16 protein-coding genes are annotated in these 13,404 nt (G+C 75.8%); 11 read left to right on the forward strand and 5 right to left on the reverse strand.

The window, feature by feature from the left end; all coding sequences use genetic code 11:
- Positions 1-2 precede the first annotated feature (2 nt).
- Entirely contained in the window at positions 3-689 is a 687-nt protein-coding gene (locus ACI79Y_RS08100) for a TetR/AcrR family transcriptional regulator (RefSeq protein WP_457157978.1), read from the reverse strand.
- A gap of 128 nt (positions 690-817) precedes the next feature.
- Here ACI79Y_RS08100 and ACI79Y_RS08105 point away from each other — a divergent pair, with 128 nt between their 5' ends.
- The 3 genes from ACI79Y_RS08105 to ACI79Y_RS08115 all read left to right on the forward strand — a co-directional run bounded on the left by ACI79Y_RS08105 (position 818) and on the right by ACI79Y_RS08115 (position 4,184).
- Positions 818-1,786: an NAD-dependent epimerase/dehydratase family protein gene (locus ACI79Y_RS08105; RefSeq protein WP_457157979.1), complete on the forward strand. Its 969-nt coding sequence runs from the start codon at positions 818-820 to the stop codon at positions 1,784-1,786.
- A gap of 119 nt (positions 1,787-1,905) precedes the next feature.
- Positions 1,906-2,478 (forward strand): FABP family protein, encoded by a 573-nt coding sequence (locus ACI79Y_RS08110; protein ID WP_457078806.1) that lies wholly within the window; start codon positions 1,906-1,908, stop codon positions 2,476-2,478.
- 2 nt (positions 2,479-2,480) lie between these two features.
- The gene (locus tag ACI79Y_RS08115) at positions 2,481-4,184 is read left to right on the forward strand and encodes a DUF885 domain-containing protein (protein ID WP_457157980.1); all 1,704 of its coding nucleotides are present in this window, start codon (positions 2,481-2,483) and stop codon (positions 4,182-4,184) included.
- Between the two features lie 80 nt (positions 4,185-4,264).
- On the opposite strand, the gene ACI79Y_RS08120 is transcribed toward ACI79Y_RS08115, so the two are convergent.
- The 3 genes from ACI79Y_RS08120 to ACI79Y_RS08130 form a co-directional block, all read right to left on the reverse strand.
- Positions 4,265-4,990 (reverse strand): hypothetical protein, encoded by a 726-nt coding sequence (locus ACI79Y_RS08120; protein WP_457157981.1) that lies wholly within the window; start codon positions 4,988-4,990, stop codon positions 4,265-4,267.
- Positions 4,991-5,329: 339 nt separating this feature from the next.
- On the reverse strand, positions 5,330-6,727 hold the full coding sequence (gene nhaA / locus ACI79Y_RS08125; RefSeq protein WP_457157982.1) for a Na+/H+ antiporter NhaA: 1,398 nt from the start codon (positions 6,725-6,727) through the stop codon (positions 5,330-5,332).
- A gap of 109 nt (positions 6,728-6,836) precedes the next feature.
- Positions 6,837-7,682 carry an aminotransferase class IV gene (locus ACI79Y_RS08130; RefSeq protein WP_457157983.1) on the reverse strand — a complete coding sequence of 282 codons (846 nt, stop codon included), beginning with the start codon at positions 7,680-7,682 and terminating at the stop codon, positions 6,837-6,839.
- A gap of 38 nt (positions 7,683-7,720) precedes the next feature.
- Here ACI79Y_RS08130 and ACI79Y_RS08135 point away from each other — a divergent pair, with 38 nt between their 5' ends.
- The 8 genes from ACI79Y_RS08135 (at position 7,721) to ACI79Y_RS08170 (ending at position 13,143) form a co-directional block, all read left to right on the forward strand.
- Positions 7,721-8,182 (forward strand): Fur family transcriptional regulator, encoded by a 462-nt coding sequence (locus ACI79Y_RS08135; RefSeq protein ID WP_457157984.1) that lies wholly within the window; start codon positions 7,721-7,723, stop codon positions 8,180-8,182.
- Entirely contained in the window at positions 8,179-9,303 is a 1,125-nt protein-coding gene (gene ygfZ / locus ACI79Y_RS08140; RefSeq protein WP_457157985.1) for a CAF17-like 4Fe-4S cluster assembly/insertion protein YgfZ, read from the forward strand. The genes ACI79Y_RS08135 and ygfZ overlap by 4 nt, the downstream gene beginning before the upstream one ends.
- Positions 9,300-9,725, forward strand: a complete 426-nt coding sequence (locus ACI79Y_RS08145) for a 3-keto-5-aminohexanoate cleavage protein (RefSeq protein WP_457157986.1) — start codon at positions 9,300-9,302, stop codon at positions 9,723-9,725. Before ygfZ ends, ACI79Y_RS08145 begins: the two co-directional genes overlap by 4 nt.
- On the forward strand, positions 9,722-10,285 hold the full coding sequence (locus ACI79Y_RS08150; protein ID WP_457157987.1) for an RsiG family protein: 564 nt from the start codon (positions 9,722-9,724) through the stop codon (positions 10,283-10,285). The genes ACI79Y_RS08145 and ACI79Y_RS08150 overlap by 4 nt, the downstream gene beginning before the upstream one ends.
- Complete coding sequence (locus ACI79Y_RS08155; protein ID WP_457157988.1) at positions 10,282-11,250, forward strand: asparaginase; 969 nt, start codon at positions 10,282-10,284, stop codon at positions 11,248-11,250. The genes ACI79Y_RS08150 and ACI79Y_RS08155 overlap by 4 nt, the downstream gene beginning before the upstream one ends.
- A gap of 94 nt (positions 11,251-11,344) precedes the next feature.
- The gene (locus ACI79Y_RS08160; RefSeq protein ID WP_457157989.1) at positions 11,345-11,851 is read left to right on the forward strand and encodes a helix-turn-helix domain-containing protein; all 507 of its coding nucleotides are present in this window, start codon (positions 11,345-11,347) and stop codon (positions 11,849-11,851) included.
- Entirely contained in the window at positions 11,848-12,702 is an 855-nt protein-coding gene (locus ACI79Y_RS08165; RefSeq protein ID WP_457157990.1) for a hypothetical protein, read from the forward strand. The genes ACI79Y_RS08160 and ACI79Y_RS08165 overlap by 4 nt, the downstream gene beginning before the upstream one ends.
- Before the next feature lie 150 nt (positions 12,703-12,852).
- Positions 12,853-13,143 carry a DUF2516 family protein gene (locus ACI79Y_RS08170; RefSeq protein ID WP_457078781.1) on the forward strand — a complete coding sequence of 97 codons (291 nt, stop codon included), beginning with the start codon at positions 12,853-12,855 and terminating at the stop codon, positions 13,141-13,143.
- Positions 13,144-13,152: 9 nt separating this feature from the next.
- On the opposite strand, the gene ACI79Y_RS08175 is transcribed toward ACI79Y_RS08170, so the two are convergent.
- The gene (locus ACI79Y_RS08175; protein ID WP_457157991.1) at positions 13,153-13,356 is read right to left on the reverse strand and encodes a PspC domain-containing protein; all 204 of its coding nucleotides are present in this window, start codon (positions 13,354-13,356) and stop codon (positions 13,153-13,155) included.
- Positions 13,357-13,404: the final 48 nt, after the last annotated feature.

Here is a 13,404-nt window from a genome sequence, read left to right on the forward strand (position 1 = left end):
GCTCAGCCCTCCGGCAGGCCGACGAGCCCGGCGAGGTCGCGCATCGCGTCGTCGAAGAAGGCGTCGGGATCGGTCACCGAGCCGACGAAGTGACCGAACAGCTCGAAGCTGATCGTGCCGAACAGACCGCTCCACGCGCGCAGTCCACGCGCGCGCACGGTGTCGTCGATCGCCGGGTGCTCCCCGCCCAGCACCGGGATGACGTCGGGGCTGACCGTGCCGGTCGGCCGGCCGGTCGCCGGGGCCAACGCCCCGGCGCGGGCGGCGTCGCCCAGCACCCTGCCCAGCGCCGCCCCGACCCGGGCGGCCGCCGGGACGGTGTCCCGCGGCGCCCGGTAGCCGGGCACGGGGGAGCCGTAGAGCAGGGCGTACTCGTGCGGGTGCGCCAGGGCCCAGCGGCGCACGGCCCGGCAGATCCCGAGCCACCGGGTCATCGGCAGCGCCGTCGGGTCGTCCGCCCGCTCGGCTGCCTCCCCGAGGGCGTCGTAGCCGTCGATGATCAGCCGGGTGAGCAGGTCGTCGCGGCTGGGGAAGTACCGGTAGACCGCCGAGGACACCATGCCCAGCTCCCGGGCGACGGCCCGCAGGGACAGCCCGGCGGCGCCGACGGTGGCCAGCTGGGCGCGGGCCAGCGCGGTGATCTCCTCGGTCAGCTCGGCGCGGGCGCGCTCGCGGGCGGTCGGGGGCACGGGGCCGATCGTGCCATTCCGAGAGCGTCGATCACAAGGGAGATCGGTGCTCTTGACAGCGCCCGGCGGAGGGGTCATCGTCGGCGTCGACGAGAGCACCGCTCTCGCACGAGCTCCCTGGAGGGGACATGGCGCGACACGTGGTGGTCGGCAAGGGCCCGGTCGGTTCGGCGACGGCCCGGCTGCTGGCGGAGCAGGGGCACGAGGTGGTCGTGCTCTCCCGCAGCGGCGGCACCAGCACCGATGCCGTCCGGCACGCGGCCGTGGACGCCGCCGACGCCGACGCGCTGGCGCGTGCCGTCGGGCGGGCCGACGTCGTCTACAACGCGGTCAACCCGCCCAGGTACACGACCTGGCCGCAGGACTGGCCGCCGTTGGCCGCCGCGCTGCTGACCGCCGCCGAGCGCGCCGGTGCCGGGCTGGTGATCATGGGGAACCTCTACGGGTACGGCCGCCCGTCCGGCCCGATGACGCCGCAGACCCCGCTGGCGGCCACGGACGTCAAGGGGCGGCTGCGGGCGCAGATGTGGGCCGATGCGCTCGCCGCGCAGCAGGCCGGCCGGGTGCGGGTCACCGAGGCTCGGGCGTCGGACTTCGTCGGGCCCGGTGTCCCTGCCGCCCAGTCGCACCTGATGCGGCAGTTGGCGGTCCTGCAGCGCGGCAAGCGGGCCTGGGTGATCGGGGACCCCGACGTCCCGCGCAGCTGGACCAACGTGCCCGACGCCGCGGCCACCCTGGTCGCGCTGGGCAGTGACGACCGGTCCTGGGGGCGCGCCTGGCACGTGCCCAGCTCCGCGCCTCTCTCCCAGCGGCAGGCGCTGACCGACCTGGCCCGGGCCATGGGTGCACCGCCGGCCAGGGTCACCGGAACCCCCTGGCCGGTGCTGCGCGCCGCGGGGCTCGCCGTCCCGCTGATGCGCGAGATCGTGGCGATCCGGCACCAGTGGGACCAGGAGTTCGTGCTGGACGCGTCCGAGACGACGGCGACGTTCGGGCTGACCGCGACGCCCTGGGGTGACGTCGTCCGGACGACGGTGCAGAGCTGGTCGGCGGCCCAGGACGGGGCCGCGGGAGCCGGCGTGGGAGCGCGCGGATAGCGTGGCCCCATGGGTCTGTTCTCCGCCTGGTTCCTGGTGGCGTGCACCGCGCTGACCGCCGTCGGCTGCGCGGCGTCCGCGTGGCGGCTGACGCGCCGCGCACGTCCGGAGCGCGCCCGATGACCGCGCCCACGCCGCCGGGGCTGCCCCCGCAGCCGGCCAGCGGCCCGACCGAGCTCCCGGTGCCCGACACCGTCGACGTCCGCGAGGGCCCGGAGGTCGCCCACGAGCTGCTGTCCCTGCTCCCGCTGCTGGGGGAGTGGCACGGTGAGGGGCAGGCCGCCGGGTCCGGCGGCGACCACCGCTTCGGTCAGTGGGTCCGCTTCGCCCACGACGGCCGGGGGTTCCTCTTCTACGAATCGCGCACCTGGCGGCTGAGCGACGACGGCGAGGTCGTCGGCGCCGACCAACGGGAGACCGGCTTCTGGCGCCCACGCGGGGAGGACGAGGTGGAGGTGCTCGTCGCCTCCCCGGCCGGCCTGGTCGAGATCTACGCGGGCACGGCGCGGACGACGACGAGCTGGGAGCTGGTCAGCGACGTGCTGGCCCGCACCCCCGACCACCCCGACACCAGCCGCGCCACCCGGCTCTACGGGATCGTCGACGGCGCGCTGATGTACGCCATCGACCGGGCTGCCGGCGACCAGCCGCTGCGGCCCACCATGTCCGCCCGCCTGGAGAGGATCCGCTGACCGTGACCAGCCCCGCGCCCCGCACCCCGCGGCAGGTCGCCGACGCCTACGTCGAGGCGATCTCCGACCTCGACCCGCTCGTGGCCACCGGCCTGGGCACCCGGCCCGGCGACGACCGGCTGCCGGACACCAGCCCCGCCGGTGCGGAGGCGGAGGCGGAGCTGATCCGCCGCACGCTCACCGAGCTCGACCGGGTGCTGGCCGAGGACCCGGCGCTGGCCGAGGACCCGGTCGAGCGGCGCTGTGCCCGGCTGCTCCGGGAGCGGCTGACCGCAGCCCTGGACCTGCACGAGGCCGGCGAGCACCTGCGCTCGGTGTCCAACCTGTTCTCCCCGGTGCACTCCATCCGGCAGGTCTTCTCGCTGATGCCGACCCGGAGCACCGAGGACTGGGCGGTGCTGGCGCGGCGGCTGGCCCGGGTGCCCGAGGCCTACCGCGGCTACCGCGCGTCGCTGTCCGCGGGTGCGGCCCGCGGGTTGTTCGCCGCGCCGCGGCAGGTGGAGACCGTCGTCGGCCAGCTCGACGAGTGGCTGACCGGCCCGTACTTCGCCGGCCTGGTGGCCGCTGGCCCCGACGAGCTGCGCGGTGAGCTGGACGCCGCTGCGCAGGCCGCCGACGCCGCCGTCGCCGAGGTGCGCGACTTCCTCCGCGACGAGTACGCCCCGCAGACCGAGGGGACGCCGGACGCCGTGGGCCGCGAGCGGTACGCCCGCTTCGCCCGGTCCTGGAACGGCAGCGACCTCGGCGCGAACGGTGGCCTCGAGGAGGCCTACGCCTGGGGCTGGGCCGAGCACCAGCGGATCCTCGCCGAGCAGCGCACCCTGGCCGAGCTGGTGCTGCCGGGCAGCACGCCGATGGAGGCGATGCGCTGGCTCAACGAGCACGGCGAGGCGGTCGAGGGCGTCGAGGCCATCCGGCAGCGGCTGCAGACCATGATGGACGAGGCGGTGGACGCGCTCGACGGCGTGCACTTCGACATCGCCGAGCCGGTGCGCCGGGTCGAGGCGATGATCGCGCCCCCGGGCAGCGCCGCCGCGCCCTACTACACCCGGCCCACGCAGGACTTCTCCCGGCCCGGCCGCACCTGGCTGCCCACCCTGGGGAAGGACCGCTTCCCGCTGTGGGACCTGGTCTCCACCTGGTACCACGAGGGCGTTCCCGGCCACCACCTGCAGCTGGCCCAGTGGGCCTACGTCTCGGGTGAGCTGTCGACCTACCAGACCTCGCTGGGCATGGTCAGCGCGAACGCCGAGGGCTGGGCGCTCTACGCCGAGCGGCTGATGGACGAGCTGGGCTTCCTGGGCGACACGGGCGCGCGGCTGGGCTACCTGGACGCGCAGCAGATGCGCGCCGTCCGCGTGGTCATCGACATCGGCATGCACCTGGAGCTGCCCATCCCCGAGGACGTCACGGGCTCGATCGCCGGGCACGGCGGGGAGCCGTGGACGCCGGAGCTGGCCCGCGCGTTCTTCGGCGACTTCTGCGGCCGCGCCCCGGAGTTCCTGGACAGCGAGCTGGTGCGCTACCTCGGCATGCCCGGGCAGGCGATCAGCTACAAGCTGGGGGAGCGGGCCTGGCTCGCCGGCCGGGCGGCCGCCCAGCAGGCCCGCGGTGCCGGCTTCGACCTCAAGGCCTGGCACATGGCCGCCCTCTCCCAGGGCAGCCTGGGCCTCGACGACCTGGAAGCCGAGCTCGCCCGGCTGTAGGGCAGAAATGGCCATTTCTGCCCTCGGGCGGCGCGTGACGGTCGCGCGGCGCGGCAGAAATGGCCATTTCTGCCCTCGGCTCAGTCGGGGGCGTCGGCGGGGACGGGGTTGACCTCGTCGGCGTCCCAGGTGGTGCGGTCGGTGGCGGTGGCCGGTGCGGTCTCCAGCTCCGGGAGCTCGAGCAGCTCGGCGATGCAGGCCGTGCTGCCCCCGACGTAGGTGGTGACCAGGTCGATGTCGGTGGCCACGCACCAGGCCCGGTCGGCCGGCCACCACAGGTTGGCGCTCTGCTCGTAGGGCTCGGCGGCGAAGTTCTCCGCGGCCAGCGACACGGGCCCGTTGACCAGCCAGTACTCCCGGTCGGCCACGGTCAGGGTGGGGTGGTCGGTGATCACCGCGCCGCCGAGCGCGACGCCGAACCAGCAGACGTCGGGGGTGCGGGTGTACCGGGTGAGCACCTCGACCAGGCGCTCGGCGACCGGCACGGGCAGGTGCCCGCGGGCGGGGGCGCCGTGCCACAGCGGGGCCTGGTCGTCGTTCTCGAAGTAGTCCATCGCCCCGGTGACCGAACCCCACTGCATCAGCGGGTGGGCGGCGGTGCCGTTGGCGGCGGCGACGGAGGACCAGGGGACCTCGACGTCGTCGTCCCCGACGTAGCGGACGGCGGGGTGGAAGACCCGGGCCAGCGCCGGGAAGCCGGTGGGCACCAGTGCGGCCACGGTCTCCGGGCGGGCGCTCCGGGCGGACTCGGCAAGCCACAGGCCCGCGGTGGTGTCCAGCGCGACCGCGCGCCCGGCGAACTGCACGGCGTCGAGTCTCCCCAGGGAACGGACAACCCCCGGGCTGCTCCGCTGCGCTGAACCCGCCGGAGCGGGGAGCTGCACGCGGGCCGACTGGACAACGGTCGGCGGCCCGGGGGTCGGGTGACTGTCCGGTTCTCGCTCGCCGCCGTGCGACGGACGGGCGGGATTGCCGTCGTTCAGTTCCTGCCGGTCTTCGGCAGTGCCTGAACGGGCGGCCCATCTGGACGGCGGCTAGCGGACAGCCACCTCACGAGTCCTGAACGTATGCAACTTTCGGACCACCTCCTCTCTCGTGTACCTGAGACGGTACGACCGGTTTCGGCGGTCGGCAACGGCATTTGTTCAGCTGTCGGCGGACGGGCCGACGGTGCGCCCGGGCGGCGGGGCGTCCTCCCAGTCCGGGTCGTGGGTGGCCTTGTCGTCCACGGTGTGGATCGTGCGCCCGTCCTGGGTCTGGTAGACGTCGGGCACGCCGTCCCGGTTGCGGTCCGCCACCTCGATCGCGGTGATCGCGCGGTACCGGCGGTCGCGCATCTTCAGCAGGATCGAGGCCAGCAGGGCCGCCGTCAGGGTTCCGACGAGGACGCCGACCTTCACGTGCTCGTCGCGCAGCGAGCCCTCGCCGTACGCGAGCGCGCCGATGAGCAGCGAGACGGTGAACCCGATCCCGGCGAGCATGGCCAACCCGATGACGTCGGGCCAGCCCAGCGACTCGTCGAGCTCGGCGCGGGTGAAGCGGGAGACCAGCCAGGTGGCGCCGGTGATGCCGATCGTCTTGCCGGCGACCAGGCCCACCACGATGCCGATGGCGACCGGGTCGGACAGCGACTCGACGAGTCCGGAGAAGCCGCCGATGGTCACACCCGCGGCGAAGAAGGCGAACACCGGGACGGCGAAGCCCGCGGAGACGGGACGGATGCGGTGCTCGAGGTGCTCGGCCAGGCCCGGCCCGGCCTCCGGCCCGCCGGCGGCCGGGCTGCGCACCACGGGCACGGTGAAGGCCAGCAGCACCCCGGCGACCGTGGCGTGCACGCCGGACTCGTGCACGAGGACCCAGGTGATGACGGCGAGGGGGAGGAGCAGCCACCAGGACCGGATGCGCTTCTGCACCAGGAAGCCGAAGACGGCGAGCGGGACGAGCGCCAGCACCAGCGGCGTGAGCGCCAGGCTGGAGGTGTAGAAGAGGGCGATCACCGTGATGGCCAGCAGGTCGTCGACCACCGCCAGGGTCAGCAGAAAGGTGCGCAGCGCCGTGGGCAGGTGGGTGCTGATGACGGCCAGGACGGCGAGCGCGAACGCGATGTCGGTGGCGGTGGGGATGGCCCAGCCGCGCAGGGCGCCGTCACCGGTGCCCAGGTTCACCAGGACGAACAGCAGGGCCGGGGCGATCATGCCGCCGACTGCGGCCGCGACGGGGAGGACTGCACGGCGGGGGTCGCGCAGGTCGCCGGCGACGAACTCGCGCTTCAGCTCCAGCCCGACCACGAAGAAGAAGATCGCCAGCAGCCCGTCGGCGGCCCAGGTGCCGAGGGTGAGGTCCAGGTGCAGCGACTCGGGGCCCACCCGGGTGTCGCGCAGCGACTCGTAGGCCTCGGACCACGGCGAGTTGGCCCAGATCAGCGCGATCACGGTGCCCACCAGCAGCAGGGCCCCGCCGACGGTCTCCTTGCGCAGGACCCCGGCGATCCGCGTCGCCTCCGGGTAGGACCCCCGGCTGAACAGGCGGGTGGGGTTGCTCACGTGGCGGCTCCGTTGTGCGGGGTCGGGAAGGACGTTGCCGACCAGACTTCCCGGCGCACCTCCTCACCACACTACCGGGGACGGGGATCACTTCCGGCGTGATCGCCGCTCAGCCGGCCAGCAGCTCGCGCACCCGGGTGGTCAGCCCGCCGTCCCCCCGCGCCACCCCGTCGACCCGGACGACGGCCGTGGCGCCGCGGATCCCGGACAGCAGCCAGACCGCCTCGGCGGTGTGCAGGTCCGCGACCGTCCCGGGGGTGACCGCAGTGGGCCAGCCGTCGGCCTCCGCGGCGGCGAACAGCCGCGCCTGGGTGGTGCCGGCGAGGATCCCGGTCTCCGCCGGTGGGGTGTGCAGCCGCCCGCCGGCGGCCCAGACGACGGTCGACGTCGGTCCCTCCAGCAGCTGCCCGTCCAGCGCGGTGAAGACGACGTCGTCGGCGCCGCGCCGGTGGGCCTCGCGCAGCGCGGCCATGTTGACGGCGTAGGAGAGGGTCTTCGCCCCGCCCAGCAGCCACGGGGAGGCGGCCCGGACGTCGGCGGAGAGGCCCAGGGTGAGGGTCACCACCGCCACCCCCTGCTCCCGCTGGCGCAGCGTCTCCGCAGGCACCGGGGCCAGCAGGGCGAGCAGCGTGGGCGGGGTGCCGTCGCCGAGCCCGCGGGTGAGGAACACCCGGCAGGCGCCGTCGACCTCGGCCGGCCAGCCCGGGACGAGCGCGCCGACCACCGCGCGCACCGCGTCGTCGCCGGGGTGCGAGAGCTCCATCAGCGCCGCCGAGCGGCGCAACCGGGAGAGGTGCCCGGCCAGCTGCGGGGTCGCCCCGCCGGTCACCAGCACCGACTCGAAGCAGCCGTCGCCCCGCCCCAGGCCGAGGTCCAGTGCGCTCACCACCGGCTGGGTGGGGTCGACCACCCGGGCCCCGCCGTCCTGCCAGACCGCCACGCGCGTGCTCGTCACGGCTCCACCCTGCCGTACGGCGGTCCTAGGCTGGCGGCGTGTCCGAGGAGCCGATCACCGCGCCGCTGGCCGAGCAGCTGCGGGCCCGGGGGCTGCGGCTGACCACCCAGCGCCAGCGGGTGCTCGCCGCCGTCACCGCGCTCTCGCACGGCACCCCGGAGGACATCAGCTCGCGCTTGCGGGCCGAGGCCGGCCCGGACGGCGCCGCCCCGGACACCTCCACGGTCTACCGGACCCTCGAGCTGCTCGAGCAGCTCGGCCTGGTCTGGCACACCCACCTGGGCAAGGGCGCCCCGATCTACCACGCGGGCCAGCAGCACCGGCACGTGCACGTGGTCTGCCAGACCTGCGGGGAGATCAGCTCGGTCGACCCGACGGTGCTCGACGGCGCCGCGGAACGTCTGGGGGCCGAGCTGGGTTTCACGCTGGACGTGGGCCACGTGGCGCTGTCGGGCACCTGCCGGGCCTGCGCCGACACGATCCGGACGGAGCACTCATGACCATCCCCTCCCCGTTGCTGTCCCGGCCGGGCGCCGTCGCGCTCGCCCTCCCGGACGGCGGCACCGGCACGGTCGCCGCGCACTACGGCGAGCCGCTGCCCGAGCAGCGCCGCCTGGCCGAGGGAGCCGGGCTGGTCGACCGCAGCGACCGGGACGTGCTGACCGTGACCGGCGCCGACCGGCTGACCTGGCTGCACGACCTCAGCTCCCAGCACCTGCGGGAGCTGGCCGACGGCACCGGCACCGAGGCGCTGTTCCTGGGTCCCAACGGGCACGTGGAGCACCACGTCGTCCTCGCCGAGCTGGCCGGCACCACCTGGGCCGACGCCGAGCCCGGCGCAGGTGCCGCGCTGGCCGAGTGGCTGCAGAAGATGCGGTTCATGCTCCGCGTGGAGCCGGCGCTGGTCACCGACGCCTGGGCACTGCTGAGCCTGGCCGGGCCACGGGCCGACGCGGTGCTGACCGCGGCCGGCTGGCCCGTCCCGGCCGCCGAGCACGCCGTCGTCCCGCTGCCCGCCGGCGGCTGGGCCCGCCGGTCGCCCGCGATCGGCGACGGGAGCGCCGCGGTCGTCGACCTGCTCGTGCCGCGCGCCGAGCTGGCCGCCCGCGCCGACGAGCTGTTCGCCGCCGGCGCCGTGCCGGCCGGGCTGGACGCGTTCGAGGCGCTGCGCGTGGAGGCCCGCCGCCCGCGCGCCGGCATCGACACCGACCACCGCACCATCCCCAACGAGCTGCCCTGGCTGCGCACCGCCGTCCACCTGGACAAGGGCTGCTACCGCGGGCAGGAGACGGTCGCCCGGGTGCACAACCTGGGCCGCCCGCCGCGGCGGCTGGTGCTGCTGCACCTGGACGGGATGAGCGAGACGCTCCCCGCCCCGGGCACGCCGGTCACCTCCGGCAGTCGTGAGGTCGGCCGGGTCGGCACGGTGGTGCGCCACCACGAGCTCGGCGTGATCGCGCTGGCCCTGGTGAAGCAGTCCGTGGCCCCGGACGCGGCGCTGCACGTCGGCGAGGCCGTCGCCGGGATCGACCCCGACGACGGGCCGCAGGAGGTCGACGCCGACGTGGCGGCGGCCCGGAACCGGGTGAAGGCCGTGCGGTCTGCGACGATGCGGGCGTGAGCACTGCCGGCGGCGTCGAGGGGACTCTGATCACCCTCGCCCCGACCGGGGCGGAGTCGGCCAAGGCCGACGTGCCGGCGCTGCCGGTCACCGTCGATGAGGTCGTCGCCACCGCCCGGGACTGCCAGGCGCTCGGCGCCGCCGTCCTGCACCTGCACGTCCGCGACGCCGACACCCGTCCCACGCTCGACCTGCCCCGGGTGCGTGAGGTGGTTGGCGGGCACCTGCGCGTCGGCATGGAGGACACCCTCAGCTACGCACCGGGCGAGCCGGTGCGCGACAACGCCCAGCTGGTGGCGCGCGCGGCCGGGCTCGCCCGGATCGCCCAGCGTCCGCTGCTGTCCCCGGTGCAGGCCCGGCAGCTGCTGGGCATCGGCGCCACTGACCCCGTCCAGCACACCCCCGTGGAGGTCGCCCCGTGACCAGCCCGACCGCTGCCGGCGGCGCCGCCGTCGACGCACTGCTCGACCCGTCCTTCCTCGAGGGGGTGGAGCAGCTGCCGATGAGCGAGGTCCGCGCGCTGCGCCAGCAGGCCGAGCAGGCGGAGGTCGACCTCTCCTACACGCGCCGCCTGCTGCAGGGCCGGCTGGACATCGTCCGCCGGGAGCTGCAGCGCCGCGCCGAGCACGACGGCCGCTCGCTGGTCGACCTGCTGCCGGAGATCCTCGCCGAGAAGGGCCGGGGTCCCGCGCACGGCCTGGGTCGCCACCAGACGGTGCAGCCCACCGACTCCGGGCAGCACGAGCACTGGGTGAACGGCCTGGCTCCCGGGGTCGACCTCTCCGACGTCCCGGCGCTGCCCGACGACCAGCTCGAGCGCGCGGCGCGGGCGCTGGGCGAGGGGGAGCGCAGCCTGTCGGAGCGCCGGCGCGGCGTGCAGCAGGTGATGGACGCCCTGGCCGGGGAGCTGGGCCGGCGCTACCGGGACGGCCTGGCCGACGTCGCCCAGCTGCTCGCCGACGAGTCGCGGCACCGCCCATGACGACGGGCTGGCCGGGCTCGCCGGTGCTGGTCGAGGTGTGGCGCTCGGGGTTCCTGGAGTCGGTGCACCGCGGCTCGCTCGTCGTGCTGGACGCCGCGGGCGCCCCGCTGCTGGAGGTGGGCGACGTCCGCCGTCCGGTGCTGCCCCGCTCGGCGAACAAGCCGGTGCAGGCGACGGCGCTGCTGGAGGCCGGCTGGCGCCCCCGGGACGAGCGGGAGCTGGCCCTCGGCGCGGCCTCGCACAACGGAGAGGACGGGCACAGCGAACTCGCCGCCCAGTTGCTGGCCGGAGCCGGGCTGGGGCCCGGCGACCTGGGCTGTCCGCCGGCGCTGCCGCAGCACGAGGGCACCCGGGCGCAGTGGCTGGTGGCCGGGCGGGCGCCCGACCGGCTGGCGATGAACTGCTCGGGCAAGCACGCCGCGATGCTGTCGGCCTGCGTGGCCGCGGGCTGGCCGACCGAGGGCTACCTCGCTCAGGAGCACCCGCTGCAGCAGGCGATCGAGGCGCGGCTGGGAGAGGCGGCCGGGGAGCCGGTCAGCGCCGTCGTCGTCGACGGCTGCGGCGCGCCCCAGCACGCCCTGTCGCTGACCGGGCTGGCCCGCGGGGTGCTCTCGCTGGTGCAGGCCGAACCGGGCACGCCCGGCCGGCTGGTCGCCGACGCGATGCGTGCCCACCCCTGGCTGGTGGCCGGCACCGGACGGGACGACACCGAGCTCATGCAGGGCGTGCCCGAGCTGCTGGTGAAGGGCGGCGCCGACGGCGTGCACGTCGCCGCCCTGCCCGGCGCCGGCGCCGTGGCGCTCAAGCTGGACGACGGCGGCGACCGCGGGCGGCTGCCCGCGCTGACCGCCGGGCTGCAGCGCCTGGGCGTGCCGGCCGAGGTGCTGTCCCGGTGGCAGCTCACACCGGTGCGCGGTGGCGAGGGCGTGGTCGGCCAGGTGCGGGCGGCGGCGTCGCTCGCCTGACCGGCGGCGGGTGCCGGCGCGGCGGGTCGACCCGCGCCGAACGGGTGCTAGCGGCGCGCTTGCAAGAGCTAGCACCCGTGGTTACGGTGGAACGGTGCCTGGTCCCACGGAGTTCGTCCGCGATCAGGTGAGCGCTGTCCGCGAGACGGTCACCTCGGCCGCGGCGGAGGCCGGCCACGTGCCGGCGAGCGTCGGGTCCCACGTGGGCGAGTTCATCCGTACGCAGCGCAGCGCCGCCCAGGTGTCGCTGCGCGAGCTGGCCCGCGCCGCGGGGGTGAGCAACCCCTACCTGTCCCAGGTCGAGCGCGGGCTGCGCAAGCCGTCGGCGGAGATCCTGGCCCAGATCGCCCGGGGCCTGAAGATCTCCGCAGAGACCCTCTACGAGCAGGCCGGCTTCCTCGACCGCCGGTCGGGCACCGCCGGCACCGTCGCGGCGATCCGCGCCGATCCGGCGCTCTCCGAACGGCACAGGGCCGTTCTCCTGGAGCTCTACGAGACCTACGCCCGGGAGCACGCCCGCGAGCAGGCGGAGACCGCCCCGGTGCCCCACCCGCCCGCCCCCCAGTCACCCACCCAGTCACCCCAGGAGGAGACGGCATGAGCCGCACCGACGCCCTGAAGCACTACGGCGAGACCCTCGTCGACACCGGCCGCACCGGCCTGCTGGCCGCCCTCGGCGCCGGCGACGTCGCCGTCGACCGGGCACGCACCGTCGTCGGCCAGTTCCGCTCGCGCACCGAGGCGCTGCCCGGCGAGGCCCAGGTGCAGGCCGACCTGGCCGGCAAGGAGGCCCGCACCCGGGCCGAGCAGGCCCGCGCCCGTGCCGCCCAGGCCGCCGCCGAGGCCCGCGTCCGCGCCGCACAGGCCCGCGAGCAGGCTGCCGCGGCGGCCCAGCAGGCCCGCGTCGCCGCTGCCCAGGCCCGCACCGCGGCGGTCGACGCCGCCGCGACGGTGCGGCCGGACACCGTCATGGGCACGGTCACCGGGCTGGTCGAGACCGCCCGCACCCAGGCGCTGACCACGATCGGCGAGCTCGCCGACCGGGGTGCGACGCTCGTCGGCCCGACGTTCCAGCGGTTCGCCGGGCGGGCCGAGCAGGCCGTCGACACCATGGAGGGCGCCGTCGCCGACGCCGCCGGGACCGCGCAGGAGACGGTCGACGCTGCGTCGAACGAGGTGACCTCGGTCGCGCAGAAGACCGCGGCGCGCGCCGACGACGCGCTCGACACCGTCGCCGGTGAGACCGCGGAGGCCGCCGCCACCACCAAGCGGCGGGTCCGCGACGGCGCCGCGACGGCCACGGAGGAGACCGCCGGGAAGCCCGCGAAGAAGGCCACCGCGCGCAAGGCGCCCGCGAAGAAGGCGGGCGCCGAGCGCGGCACGGCGGCGGAGAGCACCACCCCGGTGCCCGACCCGCTCGCCGTCCCGGCCAAGAGCGACGACGCCGAGTAGCCCTCCGGCTCCGGCACGACCTGCGCCGCCCCGGCGCCCGCGATCGACGCGGGTGCCGGGGCGGCGCCGTCTCACCCGGGAGGGGCAGGTGACCGGCGCGGCGTGGGTCGACCCACCGGAAGCGCCTCCGGGACGCCTATCCTCTGCGGCATGGGCTTCGACGGGTTCGTCTACGAGCTGGTCCGTCTGGGCACGCTGGCGCTCGCGCTGTGGGCCTTCGTCGACGCGATCATCCGCCCGACGGCGGCCTTCGTGGCGGCCGGCAAGCTGACCAAGCCCGGCTGGATGGCGATCACCGGCATCTCCGCGCTGGCGCTCTGGTGGATGGGCCCGCTGAGCCTGTTCGGGCTCCCCGCGGTGATCGCGGCCGTCGTCTACCTGGTCGACGTGCGCCCCGCGGTGCGCGGGCTGCGGCGGGGCGGCAACGACACCAGTTGGTGAACCGGCGGGTCAGTACCCGCGGTCGGACGGCATGAGGACCCACAGCGCCACGTAGGCGACGAACTGCGGGCCCGGCAGCACGCAGCTGACGACGAACGCCAGCCGCAGGCCGTTGCGGGACAGGCCGAACCGCCGGGCCAGGCCGGCACACACCCCCGCGATCACCTTGTGCCGGGAGTCGCGGGTCAGGCGGCGGGACGCAGGAGCGGTCATGCACCGACCCTAGGGGCCCCGGGGCGACCTGTGCAGCTCCTCGTCCCC

The organism is Modestobacter sp. SYSU DS0875 (assembly GCF_054050915.1).